This window comes from Streptomyces sp. WG7 (assembly GCF_049975785.1).
GTDB lineage: Bacteria > Actinomycetota > Actinomycetes > Streptomycetales > Streptomycetaceae > Streptomyces.
This window is the reverse complement of record NZ_JBNGGE010000010.1, coordinates 18,377-33,894: the sequence shown is the minus strand read 5'-3', so window position 1 is coordinate 33,894 and position 15,518 is coordinate 18,377. Positions and strand designations below refer to the sequence as shown.

Annotated in this window: 12 protein-coding genes; 8 read left to right on the top strand and 4 right to left on the bottom strand. The window is 74.0% G+C overall.

Translation table 11 applies throughout. From position 1 onward, the window contains the following. The first annotated feature begins 8 nt into the window (after window positions 1-8). The 7 genes from ACP4J0_RS13285 (at window position 9) to ACP4J0_RS13255 (ending at window position 11,392) form a co-directional block, all read left to right on the top strand. Window positions 9-1,178: an ATP-binding protein gene (locus tag ACP4J0_RS13285; protein WP_426598856.1), complete on the top strand. Its 1,170-nt coding sequence runs from the start codon at window positions 9-11 to the stop codon at window positions 1,176-1,178. 5 nt (window positions 1,179-1,183) lie between these two features. Further along, complete coding sequence (locus ACP4J0_RS13280; protein WP_426598855.1) at window positions 1,184-5,032, top strand: DUF5682 family protein; 3,849 nt, start codon at window positions 1,184-1,186, stop codon at window positions 5,030-5,032. Further along, a complete protein-coding gene (locus ACP4J0_RS13275) occupies window positions 5,029-7,128 on the top strand; it encodes a hypothetical protein (protein WP_426598854.1) in 2,100 nt (699 codons plus the stop codon). Before ACP4J0_RS13280 ends, ACP4J0_RS13275 begins: the two co-directional genes overlap by 4 nt. Window positions 7,129-7,164: 36 nt before the next feature. Beyond that, window positions 7,165-8,190 carry a LacI family DNA-binding transcriptional regulator gene (locus tag ACP4J0_RS13270; protein ID WP_426598853.1) on the top strand — a complete coding sequence of 342 codons (1,026 nt, stop codon included), beginning with the start codon at window positions 7,165-7,167 and terminating at the stop codon, window positions 8,188-8,190. Window positions 8,191-8,408: 218 nt separating this feature from the next. Further along, a complete protein-coding gene (locus ACP4J0_RS13265) occupies window positions 8,409-9,548 on the top strand; it encodes a GH12 family glycosyl hydrolase domain-containing protein (RefSeq protein ID WP_426598852.1) in 1,140 nt (379 codons plus the stop codon). 236 nt (window positions 9,549-9,784) lie between these two features. After that, window positions 9,785-10,867: a lytic polysaccharide monooxygenase auxiliary activity family 9 protein gene (locus ACP4J0_RS13260; protein ID WP_426598851.1), complete on the top strand. Its 1,083-nt coding sequence runs from the start codon at window positions 9,785-9,787 to the stop codon at window positions 10,865-10,867. A gap of 135 nt (window positions 10,868-11,002) precedes the next feature. Further along, on the top strand, window positions 11,003-11,392 hold the full coding sequence (locus ACP4J0_RS13255; RefSeq protein ID WP_426524713.1) for a luciferase family protein: 390 nt from the start codon (window positions 11,003-11,005) through the stop codon (window positions 11,390-11,392). A 51-nt stretch (window positions 11,393-11,443) separates the two neighbouring features. Here ACP4J0_RS13255 and ACP4J0_RS13250 read toward each other — a convergent pair whose 3' ends face one another. Together ACP4J0_RS13250 and ACP4J0_RS13245 are read right to left on the bottom strand one after the other, a co-directional pair. Next, window positions 11,444-13,036 (bottom strand): MFS transporter, encoded by a 1,593-nt coding sequence (locus ACP4J0_RS13250; RefSeq protein ID WP_426598850.1) that lies wholly within the window; start codon window positions 13,034-13,036, stop codon window positions 11,444-11,446. Between the two features lie 127 nt (window positions 13,037-13,163). Continuing rightward, on the bottom strand, window positions 13,164-13,640 hold the full coding sequence (locus ACP4J0_RS13245) for a MarR family winged helix-turn-helix transcriptional regulator (RefSeq protein WP_426598849.1): 477 nt from the start codon (window positions 13,638-13,640) through the stop codon (window positions 13,164-13,166). Between the two features lie 144 nt (window positions 13,641-13,784). Between ACP4J0_RS13245 and ACP4J0_RS13240 the strand changes: the two genes are divergently transcribed. Continuing rightward, window positions 13,785-14,153, top strand: a complete 369-nt coding sequence (locus ACP4J0_RS13240; RefSeq protein ID WP_426598848.1) for a DUF779 domain-containing protein — start codon at window positions 13,785-13,787, stop codon at window positions 14,151-14,153. Between the two features lie 46 nt (window positions 14,154-14,199). Here the strand turns inward: ACP4J0_RS13240 and ACP4J0_RS13235 are convergent, their stop codons facing one another. Both ACP4J0_RS13235 and ACP4J0_RS13230 read right to left on the bottom strand, forming a co-directional pair. Beyond that, window positions 14,200-14,394 carry a hypothetical protein gene (locus ACP4J0_RS13235; RefSeq protein WP_279563426.1) on the bottom strand — a complete coding sequence of 65 codons (195 nt, stop codon included), beginning with the start codon at window positions 14,392-14,394 and terminating at the stop codon, window positions 14,200-14,202. Window positions 14,395-14,518: 124 nt separating this feature from the next. Continuing rightward, on the bottom strand, window positions 14,519-15,382 hold the full coding sequence (locus ACP4J0_RS13230; RefSeq protein WP_426598847.1) for a phosphatidylinositol-specific phospholipase C/glycerophosphodiester phosphodiesterase family protein: 864 nt from the start codon (window positions 15,380-15,382) through the stop codon (window positions 14,519-14,521). Window positions 15,383-15,518: the final 136 nt, after the last annotated feature.

The window sequence follows — 15,518 nt, the reverse complement described above, 5'->3', positions numbered from 1 at the left end:
ATCCGTCGATGACCACCACCCTCTCCCCCGACACCGCCCGCCAGATCGTGCCGCCCGAGGACCGGTACGCCACCGAGCTGGCCTTCCTCGCCGCCTACGACGACGGGCCCCGCCCGCCGGCCTGGCGGCTCACCCCCCGGGCCGTGGTCACGTTCGTCATGGGCAGCGACGGCCGGGCCCTGCGGCTGCCCGAGGACGCGGAGGCGCCCGAGGGCGTGCCGCGCCGTCTGGTGGTGGAGGGCAAGTTCGTCGGCGACCGGGCACTGGTCGAGCGGTGCGTCGTCACCCTCGCCGGCGAGCGCGGCCTGCTGCTCGTCGGCGAGCCCGGCACCGCCAAGTCCATGCTGTCCGAGCTGCTGGCGGCGGCCGTGTGCGGCACCAGCGGCCTGGTCGTCCAGGGCACGGCGGGCACCACCGAGGACCAGCTCAAGTACGGCTGGAACTACGCTCTGCTGCTGGCCCAGGGACCCAGCCGGAAGGCACTCGTGCCCTCCCCGGTCCTGACCGCGATGGGCCGGGGCGGCATCGCCCGCGTCGAGGAGGTGACCCGCTGTCTGCCGGAGGTGCAGGACGCCCTGGTCTCGCTGCTCTCCGAGCGGCGCATCGCCGTCCCCGAACTGTCGGGCACCGACGACGCCCTGGCGCACGCCACGCCCGGCTTCAATCTCATCGCCACCGCCAACCTGCGCGACAAGGGCGTCTCCGAGATGTCCGCCGCGCTCAAACGCCGCTTCAACTTCGAGACGGTCGGCCCCATTCCGGACCTGGACGCGGAGACGGCGCTGGTCCGCAGCCAGGCTCGGGCCTGTGTCGAACGGTCCGGCGCGCCGTTCCGGGTCGACGAGGCCGTCCTGGAGGCCCTCGTCGTCGCCTTCCGCGACCTGCGCGAGGGCCGTTCGGCGGAGGGCTGGGAGGTCGAGCGGCCGTCCACGGTGATGAGCACCGCGGAAGCCGTGTCCGTCGCGGGCGCGCTGGGACTGGCCGCGGCGTACTTCCCGGGCGACCGCGACGTACTGGGGCTGCTCCCCGGGCATCTCCTCGGCGTGGTCCGCAAGGACGACCCGGCCGACGCGGCGCGGCTGCGCGGTTACTGGGACGGCCCGGTCCGGCGCCGCGCGGAGCAGGGTTCGGCCACCTGGCGCACCCTGTGGGACCTGCGCACGGACCTGGAAGGCTGACTTCCGTGTCCCGCTCCTCGGCCTCCCCCGCGTCCTCCTCCTCGGCCTCCCCCGCCTCGTTGCCCCTGTCTCCGGACGAAGCGGTCGCCGCGCTCACCGCTCCCGCGGCGCCCTACCTCATCGGTGTACGGCATCACGCCCCGTCCCTGGCCGCGGCAGTGCCGGGGCTGCTGGACGGGGCCGCTCCGGACGTCCTGCTGGTCGAGCTTCCCGCCGAGATGCAGGAGTGGCTGCCCTGGCTGGGCCACGAGGAGACGCGGGCGCCGGTCGCCCTCGCGGCCGCGTCCACCGAGGAGGGCGGGGGGCCGGCCTTCTACCCCTTCGCCGACTTCTCCCCCGAGCTGGCCGCCGTGCGCTGGGCCTGCCGGCGCGGCGTGCCGGTCGTCGCCTGCGACCTGCCGTTGGCCGACCGGGCGTGGCGCGAGGCGAGGCACCCCGGCACATCCGCCCCGCCTTCCGCACCGTCGGCACCTTCCGTGCCATCCGCACCTTCCGGGCCGTCCGGGCCGTCCGGGCTCTCAGCCGTCGCGCCGGATTCCTACTGTTCCGGGCTCACCGCCGCTCTCCGGGCCCGGCTCACCGGGCGTCCCGACGAAGACCTCTGGGACCGTCTCGTCGAGGCCGCAGCTCCGGGGTCCGAGCCGGAAGCGTTGCGCCGTGCCGCGCTCCTCACCGGCTGGGCGCTGCGCGAGGAGGCCATCTCGTCGGGCGGCGTGCCGGAGCTGGATCTGCGGCGTGAGCGGTGGATGCGCTCCCGTCTGGCCGCCGCCACCGCGGACGGCGCGCGTGCCGCTGTGGTCGTAGGTGCCTTCCACGCACCGGCGCTGGTGTTCCCGGCCGCCGCCGCGCCCGAGCCCGAGGCCGAGCCGGACCGCCCCGGCAGGCCCGGCAGCCCCGGCAGCCGTCGCGGCCCGGCCGACCGGTCCGGCCACGTGGCCGACCACTCCGGGTGGATCACGTCCCTCATCCCGTACACGTACGCCCTCCTGGACGAGCGGTCCGGCTATCCGGCGGGCATCCGGGACCCTGAGTGGCAGCACCTCGTCCTGCGCTCGGCGGGCGATCCGGGGGCGCTGGAGGAGGCACTGACGGGAGCGGCCGTACGGGTGTGTGCGGGACTGCGCGCCCTCGGACATCCGTCGGGGCCCGCCGACGCCCGCGAGATCACCCGGCTGGCCTCGGACCTGGCGCGGTTGCGCGGGCTGCCCGCGGCGGGCCGGGGGGAGTTGGTCGAGGCGGTGCAGACGGTGCTCGCGCAGGGCGAGCCGTACGGCAGGGGGCGGGCCGTCGCCCGGGCGATGGAGCAGGTCCTCGTCGGGACGCGCAACGGCCGCCCGGCTCCGGGCGCGCCGCGCAGCGGCCTCGTTCCGGCCGTCGAGGCCGAACTGTCGGCGCTGGGACTGCCCGGACCGGGCACCGCGGGACCGGGCGCCACCGGACCGGGGGCGACCGGACCGGGGGCGACCGGCCAGGGGCCGACCGGGCGGGGACCGAGCGGATCAGGTGCCACCAGGCCGGGTGCGACCGCCCGGGATCTGCGACTGGACCCCTTGCGTTCCACCCTGGACCGCGAACGCGACCTGCTGCTGCGCCGCCTGACGGTGTGCGGTGTCCCGTACGCACAGGAGAAGGAGGTCGTCGGCGCGGGCGGTGCGCAGACGCTGACGACGCGGTGGGAGGTCCGCTGGACTCCGGGGACCGAGGCCATGCTGTCAGCGGTCGGCGTACGCGGTGTCACTCCGGCCCAGGCCGCCGAGGGGGTCCTGCGCGAGCGGTGGCGCGCGGAACGGGACGAGGGCGGGCCGATGGCCGCGCAGACGCTGGAGGGGCTCCGGCAGGCGGCGGAGTGCGGCCTGCCGGAGCTGACCGACGCGCGGCTCGCGGAGGCCGCCGAGGTGCTGCCGGGCACTGCCGCGCTGCCCGAACTCCTCACCGGTCTGGGTCTGCTCGACCGGTTGCGCACGGGCCACATCGCCGCGCTCGGCACCGACGAGGGCCGTGCGGTGCGTGCCACCGCCGTGGCCGAACTCCTCACCTCCGCCGCGGTTCGCCAGGTGGACGGTCTCGCCGGGGCAGAGGACCCGGCGGACGCGCACGCCCTGCTGGAGCTCGCCCACCGGGCGGACGTCCTCGGTGGCGTCCGGCTGACCGCCGCCCTGGACCGGCTGGCGCTCGACGGCTCGCCCCTGATGCGCGGCGCCGCCGGAGCTGTCCGGGTGCTCCTCGGGCACGAGGACGCGGAGGTCCTGGGCGGTCGCGTCGCCTCCTGGGTCGACGCGGCGAGCGACCGCGCGTCCCGGTCCGCTCTCACCGCCCGGCTGACCGGGCTGCTGACGGCCGCCGGCCCGCTGCTGGAGTCCGCGGCGCCCGCGCTGCAGCCACTGCTCGACCGGGTCTGCGAGCTGTCCGACCGGGACTTCCTCGACCGGCTGCCGGCGCTGCGCGGCGGCTTCGACACGCTCAGCCCGGCCGCCCGCGACCGGCTTCTCTCCACCGTCGAGGAACGTCTGGACGTCGGCCGGCCGGCCGATACGGGCGGGGTGGACCCCGACGCCCTCGCCTTGTGGACCCGCGCGGACCTGACGGCCCGAGCCACTCTCGGCGGACTCGGACTGCTGCCCCCGCCCCCTGCCCATGAGACCGGCACGCCCGGGCCCACCGCCACAGCCCCCGACACACCACCAGCCCCCGAGCCCACCACCACGACCCCCGACACACCGCCCGCCGCCGGTGATCACCGCCTCGCCCCCGCCGACCGCTGGCGGCTCGTGCTCGGCCGCCGTGCCGACCGGCTGTCCCCGTCGGCGGCCTCGTTGGCCACCGCGTTGGACGAGCTGTACGGCAGCGGGCGGGGCGAAGGCAGCCGCGGGGACATGACCGGGCCCGGCCGAAGCGGCGGGGGCGGCGGCCGGGAGGCGTCCTATCCGGGTGTGCGTGAGTGGTCGGAGGAGCTGGCGGTGCTGTTCGGGCCGGGCATCCGCGAGGAGGTCCTGGCGGCCGCGGCCGCGACGGGCCGGCCGGACGTCCTGGCCGAGCTGGACCCGGACAGCGTGCGGCCCTCCGTGGACCTGCTGCGCACCGTGCTCCGGCACGCGGGCGGCCTGCCCGAGGCGCGCCTGGCCGCGCTCCGGCCGCTCGTACGGCGTCTGGTCGAGGAACTGACCCGGCAGTTGGCCACACGGCTGCGCCCCGCGCTGCACGGCACGGTCCTGCCGCGTCCCGGCCGCCGCCCGGGCGGCGGCCTCGACCTGCCCCGCACGCTGCGGGCCAACCTGCCCTCCGCACGGCGCGCCCCGGACGGCACGGTCCAGGTCATTCCCGAACACCCCGTCTTCCGTACCCGCGCCGGACGGGCCGCCGACTGGCGGCTGATCCTGGTGACCGACGTGTCGGGGTCCATGGAGGCGTCCACGGTCTGGGCCGCCCTCACCGCCTCGGTGCTGGCCGGAGTGCCCACGCTGTCCACGCACTTCCTGGCCTTCTCCACCGAGGTCATCGACCTCACCGACCACGTCGACGACCCGTTGTCCCTGCTGCTCGAGGTCAGTGTGGGCGGTGGCACCCACATCGCCGCGGGCCTGCGGCACGCCCGCGAACTCGTCACCGTGCCGTCCCGCACCCTCGTCGTGGTCGTCAGCGACTTCGAGGAGGGCTACCCGCTGGGCGGACTGCTCGCCGAGGTCCGCGCCCTGGTGGGGGCGGGCTGCCACGTCCTGGGCTGCGCGAGCCTCGACGACACGGGCCGCCCCCGGTACTCCACCGGGACGGCGGGCCAACTCGTCGCCGCGGGTATGCCGGTCGCCGCCCTCAGTCCGCTCGAACTCGCCCGCTGGGTAGGAGAGAAGATCGCGTGAACCCACAGCTTCCGCCGGTCGCCCCGTCGGTGACCGCCGAGCTCGTCGCGGCACTGACCCCCCGGCTGCGCAAGCGGCTCGACGCGGGCGTCGCCAAGGTGGCGGCTCGTCCGACGGTGCGTGCGGGCGACGTGGTGCGCATCACCGTCGACGACGACACCGACCTCGAACTGCACGCTCCCGGCGGGGTGGTGACCAGCGCCGGGGCGATCCGCTGCGGTTGCCTGCTCGCACCCGGCTGCCTGCACCGTGCCGCCGCGGCGTCGGCGGCCCCGGTCGCCGACCCCGCGGAGCCCTCGGCTACGGAGCCACCGGCCGCGGACCCATCGACCGCGGAGCCGCCGGCCACTGAGCCATCGACCACGGACTCGGCACAGCCACCGGCCACGGACTCGGCACAGCCACCGGCCACGGACTCGGCACAGCCACCGGCCACGGACTCGGCACAGCCGTCGTCCGCCCCTCCCCCGGCTCGGGACCCTGCTCCATCACCGCCCGCCTCTCCGCGGCCGTCACCCACCGCACCGGCGGCCCCAGTCACGGTCCCCACCGCCGCCACGGCCACCACCGAAACGGCCGTCCCCGTAACAACCGCCCCCGAAACGGCCACCCCCGGCCAACGTCTCGCCGCGGCCGCCCTGTACGACGCAGCGGCCGCAGTGCTGGAGGCCGGCACCGACGGTTCCGGTGCCGTGCTCCAGGCCGAGCTGCTGCACGCCGCGCACACCGCACGGCTCGCGGGCCTCCCCCGGGCGGCGAGCCGTGCGGTCGCCGTCGTCACCGCGTTGCGCGCGGCCCGGAGCGCGGACCCCGCCTACCGTCTCACCGACCTCGCCGCCGCCCTCCGCGACGTCCTGCTCCTCGCGCACCGCCTCCCCGGCGCCACCGGCCCGGAACTCGCCGGACTGCGCGGCACCGTACGCCGGCCCTACACCCCGGACGGGTCCCTGCGCCTGTACGGGCTCTTCGCCGAGCCCGTCCTCACCGCGACCGGATACGCGGGCGCCGTCACCTGGACCGCCGACGCCGCCGGCCGGCTCTACACGGTCTCCGACGTGGCCCCGGGCGGCGCCGGGCGGGCCACCGGCGCCGCCGACCGCGCCGTGCCCATCGGGGACACGTCCCTGACACATCGTGAACTGTCGCGTGCGGGACTCGCCGTGTCCGGCGCGACCGTCTCTCCGACGGGCCGCCTGGGGGCGGGCGCGGGTGTACGGGCCGTGCGTGCCACCGGCGCCGCATGGCACGCCGAGCCCCTGGACCACCTGTGGGCGGTACCGGTGGCCGAGCAGGTCTCCCGCGCCCTGACGGACGAACGGGACCTGCTGTTCCTCGACGTCACGCTCATCGGCACGGTCCGCGAGGCAGCGGGCGAGTGCCTGGTCGCCGACTGCGGCGGCCGCACGCTCCGGCTCGCCGCCGCCCATGACGATCCCGCGCTTCCCGACCGCGAGAACCTCCGCCTTCTGGCGTCTGCCCGGGGCCTCCGGCTGCGCGTCGTCGCCCGGCTCACGCCGGCCCCGCAGCCCCGCGCCCTGCTCCTTGCCGTCAGCCATCCCACCGACCCGGGAAGCCGCCTCGACCTCGGTCTCGACCGGCTCCGTCGCGCGGACCTGCCCGCCGCACCGGCACCCGGGGGTGCCCCGGCCGCCGCGCCCGCCGTCGACGAGGCACCCGTGCACCTGCTGCGGCGCCGGGTCCACCAGGCCGCCTCCGGAGGCCGCCGTGTGCTGGCCTTCCCGGGGAACCGGGACGCCGACGGCACGCGTCTTCGCCGGCACGGCCTCGGCACCGCCGCCGAACTCCTCACCGAGCTCCACGCCGCCGCCGGGGACCGCGCACGCGACCCCTTCGGCCGGCTGCTCCCGGCCGACACCGGCCGCTTCACCCGCGCCTGGCTCGGCGCCGCCGTCCACACCGGGGAACTCGACCGCATCCTGTGCGCCGCCGCGTGGGGCGCGGACCTCACGGACGTCACCGGTCCGGCGGCTCCCGTCGATCCGGCCGTGCCCGTCAATCCGACCGTGCCCGTCGATCCGACGGCCCCCGCCCGCCCCCGGACGCCTGGCGATCGGCCCACCAAGCCGAGCGACTGACCGTAATATCGGATGATCTCGTAGGGGGAGGCGGGCATGGCCAGGCAGCGTCCCGGTACGCCGACGCTCGAGGAGGTGGCCGCCCTCGCCGGTGTGGGGCGGGGCACCGTCTCGAGGGTCGTCAACAACGCGGCCGGCGTGCGGGATTCCACACGCCGCGCCGTGCAGCGGGCCATCGCCGAACTGGGATACGTCCCGAATCTCGCGGCCCGTTCCCTGGCCGGCCACCGGGCTGACGCCGTCGCGCTGGTCATGACGGAGACGGACTGGCGGCTGTTCGGGGAGCCGTTCTTCACCGAGATCGTCCATGCCGTCGGCGACGCCCTGACCGACACCCCGGTGCAGTTGCTGCTCACCCTGGTCCGTACGGACACCGAGCGGCAGCGTTTCGTGGAGTACGCGCGGGGCGGCCGGGTCGACGGCGTGCTGCTGATGTCCGTACGTGCCGAGGACCCGCTGCCGGACCTGCTCGCCAAGGCGGGACTGCCCACCGTCATGCTGGGGCGGCGTTCCGGCGACGAGAGCGTCACCTACGTCGACGCCGACAACACCGGCGGCGCGCGCGGCGCGGTCACGCACCTGCTGGACGGCGGCCGGACCACGATCGGGGCGATCAGCGGACCGCTCGACATGTACGTCGCCCAGTGCCGGTTGCGCGGATACCGGGAGGCGCTGGAGTCGGCGGGTGTGGAGGTCAGGCCCTCGCTGGTCGCCGAGTGCGCCGATTTCACGGAGGAGAGCGGGCGCCGGGCGATGACCGGTCTGCTCTCCCGTCACCCGGAGCTCGACGCGGTGTTCGCCGCCTCGGACACCATGGCGGCCGGGGCGCTGAACGCGCTGCGCGCGGCGGGCCGGCGGGTGCCGCGGGACGTCGCGGTGATCGGCTTCGACGACTGCCGGCCGGCCGAGTCCGCGGAACCGCGGCTGACGACGGTCCGGCAGCCGCTGGAGGAGATCGGCCACACGATGGTGCGGCTCCTGCTGGAGGAGATGGAGGACTCCGCCGTCGCCTGGCGCCACGTCATCCTGCGTACCGAACTCGTACTCCGGGACTCCGCCTGATCCGACGTCGGCACCCGGGAGCGCTCCCGGCGGCACGTCTCTCACCTGGGGCTTCGAAATCCCTTCGACAAACCCGACGCACACACTCTTGTCAGGGACATGAGCGGCTTCTACAGTCCCCAGTCAACCGGTAAGTGGGAGCGCTCCCATCAGTGGGGAGTCGGGAGCGCTCCCGCACCGGCCCCCTCCATCCCCCGCACCCTTCCGGAGAGACCCCCATGCGACCGTTTCGGCCCCAAGCCCGCACTCCGCGCGGCCTCCTGGGCGCACTGATCGCGACCCTCGCGGTCGTCGCGTCACTGATGACCGCGACGGCGCAGGCCCAGGCGGACACCACGATCTGCGAACCGTTCGGCACGACGACGATCCAGGGACGCTACGTCGTCCAGAACAACCGCTGGGGCTCCAGCGCCACCCAGTGCGTCACCGCCACCGACACCGGCTTCCGGGTCAGCCAGGCCGATGGATCCGCACCCACCAACGGGGCGCCGAAGTCGTATCCGTCGGTCTTCAACGGCTGCCACTACACGACCTGTTCACCGGGCACCAACCTCCCCGCCCGGCTCGACACCGTCTCCGAGGCGCCCTCCAGCATCTCGTACGGTTACGTCGGCGACGCCGTCTACAACGCCTCGTACGACATCTGGCTGGACCCGACACCCCGGACCGACGGGGTGAACCGGACCGAGATCATGATCTGGTTCAACAGGGTGGGCCCGATCCAGCCCATCGGTTCCCAGGTCGGCACGGCCGCGGTGGGCGGACGGACCTGGGAGGTGTGGACCGGCAGCAACGGCGCCAACGACGTGCTGTCCTTCGTGGCCCCGTCGGCGATCACCGACTGGAGCTTCGACGTCATGGACTTCGTCCGGGCCACCGTCGCGCGCGGACTCGCCGAGGACGACTGGTACCTGACGAGCGTGCAGGCCGGCTTCGAGCCGTGGCAGAACGGCGCCGGACTGGCCGTGAACTCCTTCTCCTCCACGGTCTCGACCGGCGGCGGCGCGGGCACCCCCGACCCCGGCGGCCCCGGGGACCCGGCGGCGTGCGAGGTGACGTACGGCACGAACGTCTGGCAGGACGGTTTCACCGCGGACGTCACCGTCACCAACACCGGCACGACCCCCGTCGACGGCTGGCGGCTCGCCTTCACCCTGCCCTCCGGTCAGCGGATCACCAACGCCTGGAACGCCTCCGTCGCCCCGTACACAGGTGCCGTCACGGCGACCGGCGTGGCTCACAACGCCCGGATCGCCCCCGGCGGCAGCCTGACATTCGGCTTCCAGGGCACCCACCGCGGCGCGTTCGCCGAGCCGGACGGCTTCCTCCTGAACGACACCGCCTGCACCACGGCGTAGCGGCCGCGCCCGGCCCCCGCCTCCCCGCCCGTCCGGTCGACGCGCCCTCCCCGGACGGGCGGGGGTTCCACCGCACGCTCCTCCTGATCACCAAGCCTGATTGCCGGACATCGACCGCCGGGCCCCGATCACCAGGTCCCGACCACTCCCCTCGATCGTCTCGATTGTCATGGACCGATCATGGATCGTTCATCAACGACCGGGAGCCCCAGCACCCGGAAGAACAGGAGACCCCTGTGGTTCGACGCAGCAGATACCTCTCTCTCACGGCGGTACTGGCCACCCTGCTCGGCGCGCTCGGCGTGACGTTCCTGCTCGGGCAGGGGCGGGCCGACGCGCACGGCGTGGCGATGATGCCCGGCTCACGCACCTACCTCTGCCAGCTGGACGCCAAGACCGGCACCGGCGCCCTGGACCCGACGAACCCGGCCTGCCAGAGCGCCCTCGACCGGAGCGGCGCGACGGCGCTGTACAACTGGTTCGCCGTGCTCGACTCCAACGCGGGCGGACGCGGCGCCGGTTACGTGCCGGACGGCACCCTGTGCAGCGCCGGCGACCGGTCCCCGTACGACTTCTCCGCCTACAACGCCGCCCGCGCCGACTGGCCCCGGACGCACCTGACGTCCGGTTCGACGATCCAGGTGAACTACAGCAACTGGGCGGCCCACCCGGGTGACTTCCGGGTCTATCTGACCAAGCCGGGCTGGTCGCCCACGTCCGAGCTGGGCTGGGACGACCTGGAGCTGATCCAGACGGTGACCGACCCGCCCCAGCAGGGCTCGGCGGGCGCCGACGGGGGCCACTACTACTGGGATCTGGCGCTGCCTTCGGGCCGCTCGGGTGACGCGCTGATCTTCATGCAGTGGGTGCGTTCGGACAGCCAGGAGAACTTCTTCTCCTGCTCCGACGTCGTCTTCGACGGCGGCAACGGCGAGGTGACCGGCATCGGCGGGTCGGGGAGCACCCCGACGCCGACCCCGCCCCCGACGACCCCGCCGCCCACGCACTCCGGTGACTGCATGGCCGTGTACGCCGTGGAGAACTCCTGGAGCGGCGGCTTCCAGGGCTCCGTCGAGGTGATGAACCACGGGACGGAGCCGTTGAACGGCTGGGCCGTGCAGTGGCGGCCGGGCAGCGGTACCACGCTCGGCGGGGTGTGGAACGGCACACTGTCCGGCGGGGTCGACGGCACGGTGACGGTCCGGAACGTGGACCACAACCGCGTCGTCCCACCGGACGGCAGCGTGTCCTTCGGCTTCACCGCCACGTCCACGGGCAATGACTTCCCGGTGGGGACGATCGGCTGCGTGGCGCCGTAGCGCGACCGGGGGAGGCACCGCGCGAACGGGCGCGGGGCCTCCCCCGGGGGCTCCGGTACGTACTTTGACCTCACGTGCCGGTTACAAATCGCTCAACCTCTGGTTGCGGAGCGGTGATCGGGCGACGATGGGGCCATGACTCTGGCCCAGCGCGCCCTCGAACGGCTGCAAGCCTGGCCCGACCTCACCGCGGGTCCGGCCAGTTGCGGAACCGGATGGGCACTGCGCTCCGTCCGCGACGAGATCGTCCACTTCCACTCGGACCGGGACGTGGACCTCCACCTCACCCACCGGGCCATCCAGCGCTTCCAGTACGACCTCGGCGGCTCCAGCGCCATCCGCCTGGTCCCCGGCTCCCGGTGGGTGACCGTGCACCTGGACTGCGACGCCGACGTCGACCTGCTGCTGAGCCTGGTGAGCATCGCGCTGAAGGCCCATCAGACGCGCCCCCCGGCGGATCTGCCCTCGAAGTGCAACTTCCACCGCGTCACGGTGCTCCCCCGCTCCGCGGCCGGGGAGACCTGAGGCACACCGCCGGCGGTGCCCCACGCCGAGGAGGGCACCGCCGGCCCGGTCTCAGTGGTCCGCCGGCTGCTCCGCGCGGCGCCGGATCCCGAGCGCCGCGACCACCGCGCCGAGCACACAGAGCACACCGGTGACGACCACGGCCACGTGGACGCCGTTCATGAACGCCTGCCCGCTGCCCTCCACCACGGCGGCCCGCAGGCCGGCCGGCATGTCGGCGGAGACGGGAGCCACGCCCATCGCCACGGCATCCTTGGCCTCGTGCAGACCGTGGGCCACGGCCGGGGGCACGCCCGCGCCGGTCAGCTCCCCGGTGAGCGTGGCACCGACCTTGCTGCTGATCAGGGAGACGAGGACGGACGTGCCGAGCGCGCCGCCGATCTGCAGGGTCGTCGCCTGCAGACCGCCGGCCACACCGCCGTCCCGGACGGGGGCGTTGCCCACGATGGCGTCGGAGGAGGCGGCCATCACCATGCCGACGCCCAGACCGAGCGCGATGAACGGCGGCCACATCGTGGCGTAGGAGGAGTCGGTCTGCCAGGTGAGCATGCCGAAGCAGGAGGCCGCCTGGAGCAGCATGCCCAGCGGCATGGTCAGCCGGGGACCGAAGCGCTGGGTCAGGACCGCGCCCAGCGGCGAGGCGACCAGCGAGGCGAGGCTGAGCGGAAGCGTCCGCACGCCCGCCTCGACCGGCGTGAAACCACGCACGTTCTGCAGGTAGAGCATGACGAAGAAGATCACGCCGAGCATGACGAAGAAGTTCAGCGCGGTGATGACCGCGCCGATGGTCAGCGCACGGTTGCGGAACAGGCGCATCGGGAGCAGCGGGTGCTCGACACGGGTCTCGTACCAGCCGAACACGAGCAGGAGTACGAGGCCGGCGGCGACGGAGCCGAGGGTGCCCGCGGACGTCCAGCCCCAGGTCTCGCCCTTGACGACGCCGAAGACCACGGCCAGCAGGCCGAGCGCGAGCAGGACGAGGCCGGGGATGTCGAAGCGTTCCCGGCCGGAGGTGTTGCGGCTCTCGGGAAGGACGAGGATGCCGAAGGCGATGGCGATGATGCCGATGGGGGCGTTGATGTAGAAGACGGACTCCCAGTTGACGTTCTCCACGAGGAGACCGCCGACGATGGGTCCGAGGGCCGTCGCGACGGCGGAGACCATGGCCCAGATGCCCACGGCCATGCCGAACTTCTTCGGCGGGAACACGGAGCGGAGCAGTCCGAGGGTGTTGGGCATCAGCAGTCCGCCGAAGACGCCCTGGAGGGCGCGGAAGGCGACCACGCCCTCGATGGACCCGGCCAGGCCGATGGCGACGGAGGCGAGGGTGAAGCCGGCCACGCCCACCAGGTAGTAGGTGCGCCGCCCGAACCGGTCACCGAGCTTGCCGCCCAGGATGAGGGTGGCGGCGAGCGCGAGCAGGTAGGAGTTGGTCACCCACTGCAGCTCGGCGGTCGACGCGTGCAGGTCGCTGCCGATCTCGGGGTTGGCGATGGCGACGACGGAGCCGTCGAGCTGGACCATGAACAGTCCGAACGCGACGGCGAGGAGGGTCAGCCACGGATTGGACCGCAGGCGGCCGGCCGCCGGTGGGGCGGTTTCGGCCGCGGGCGTGGTGGGGTGATCCACGGACGTGGACGGCATGGGTGAGCCTTCTCTTCCAGGTTCAAGGGGTGGTGCGGGGGACGGGGCGGCCCTCGGGCGCACGGCGGGCCGGCCGCGGGCACGACGGTGGGCCCGCGGCCGGCGGGAATGCCTGGGCCCCGCCCGGTCAGCGGGCGGCGGCGGGGTGGAGGTGCCGCGTCAGCGCGTCGAGGGCGTCCAGGGCGGAGCCGAGCGCGCCCTGCTGGCCCTCGGTGAGGGACGTCAGTGCGTCGCGGATGAACGCGGTCTCCAGTTCCCGCACCTCGGACAGCCGCTGACGGGCCGTGGCCGTGAGGTGGAGGTGGGCGACCCGCTTGTCGGCACTGTCCTGCCGACGCTCCAGGTCGCCCTGCTCGGTGAGCTGGGTGACCAGGGCGCTGACGTTGTTCGGCTTCATCAGCAGGGCCTCGGCGGCCTCGCGCACCGTGGTGCCCTCGCGCTGGGCGACGAACCGCAGCAGCGCGATCTGGCTCTCGGGGGGCTTGGGGTGCGGGTACTGGGCGGTGACCTGTCGGTCCAGCGCCCGGTGCAGCGCGGGAAGGCATGCCGCGAGCCCGGAGGCCACACGGTCGATGTCCCGGCGAGGGGTGCTGGAGTCGGTCACCCGGACACGATAGATATGACTCGATAGGTATGTCAAAATAGGTAAAGCCGCACGCGGAACCACACGCGGAACCACACCCTGCACCACACACGGAACCCGCGGGTGCAACCCTCTCGCAACCTTCGCCGTGCTGGCATGCGGGACATGCACGACACATACGAGGAGACTCCCCGCGTCGAGCTCACCCCCGAGGCCGCCGCACTGCTGCGCCGGCTCCGCGCGGCGCACGGCCCGCTGATGTTCCACCAGTCCGGCGGCTGCTGCGACGGCAGCGCCCCCATGTGCTACCCGGCCGGCGAATTCCGCACCGGTGACGCGGACGTCCTGCTCGCGGAGCTGGTCGTCGAGGGCGTCGGGGAGCCGGTGGCGTTCTGGATGTCGCGCCTCCAGTACGAGGCCTGGAGCCACACCAGACTGATCGTGGACGTCGTCGCGGGCCGGGGCGGCGGCTTCTCGCTGGAGGCACCCGAGGGGGTGCGCTTCCTCATCCGCTCCCGCGTCATCGACGCGTAGCGCCCCCCGTGGGCCGCCGGCCCCCTCCCCCCGTCACGGCCGCCGCCTACGGTCTGAGGCTGCCGACGATGTCCGCCGTCGCGGTCAGGCCGCTGTGGATGGTCGGCGCGATGTTCGTGCCGGCCAGATAGAAGCCGAGCAGCAGGCACACCAACGCGTGCGAGACCTTGAGCCCGCCGTTGCGCAGGAAGATCACCGCCAGGACGGACAGCAACAGCACCACAGAGATGGAAATGGCCATCGTCAACCTCCTCCGCCACGTCCACTTCGCGGCGTTCGGCCGTAAGTGTGGCGTAGCGGAGGGTTCGTCCGGGCGGCTGACCTGTCCTCCGAACGAGTACTGTTCCGTCGGCTCCGTCGGCGCCCTACGCGTCCCGGTGGGCGTCGAGGAACGCCTCCAGGCCGCCGAGGTCGTCGGTGTTGAGGTGGTCGACGCCGGCGGCGAGCAGTTCGGTCCACAGGGCGTCCCGCGCGGGGCCCGCCACGTCGGGCGTGGCCCAGAACCGCACCCGTTGCCCGCGGGAGTGCGCCGCGCCGACGATGTCCCGCAGCTTGCGCCGTTCGGCAGCCGGGAAGGCGCCCACGCCCCGCCAGGTGAAGTTGAGCGTCCAGTTGTCGCTGATCAGCGGGACGAAGGAGGCCGGTGCGGAGCTGCCGAGGTCGGCGAGGCGGCCGTCGTAGAAGGCCCGGCGGATGCGCTGCGCCTCCATGGGCGCGCGGGCCGCCCGGTCACCGGAGATCACCGCGGTGACCGCGCCGGGGAACACCCTGCCGTGGGCGTAGGTGGTGAACAGGTGCTTGTAGCGGCGCAGATGACGGTCGAGTTCGAGGTACGTCGACGATCCCTCGGTCTTGATGTCGATCAGGAGCTGCAGGGCCCGGCGGTCCCGCCGGTAGACCCGGCCGTGGTGGGCGCGGACGCGGGCGGCGAGGGGGTCGAGGTAGAGGGATTCCAGGGTGCGGGACGGGTCGAGGTCCTCGGGGTCGTGGGCGACGAGGAGTTGGTCGCCCACCAGGTAGATGTCGGCCTCGACGCTGCCGAAGCGGTGGTCGAGGGCGTCGAGGAGGGGGCGGGGGTGCTCGTAGTCGTTGTGGGCGTGGGCGCGCCACAGCGGGCGCGGGCCGGGCCTGCCTTCGCTCGCCAGCGCGGTGCCGGCGGGCAGGGCGACCGCGCCCGCGAGGGCGGCGCCGAGAGTGGTGAGGGCTCTGCGTCGGGTGGTGAGGGCCATGCTCTGCCTCCCTGGAGGTGCCGTACGGGACGCCTGTGAGTATGGGGTCCCGATGTCGTCAGGGGGCAGGGCCGTGCGGGGAGTTGGCCGGACCGCCGCCGGTCGTTCATGTCGTCCGGCGGCGGACGCGGAAGAT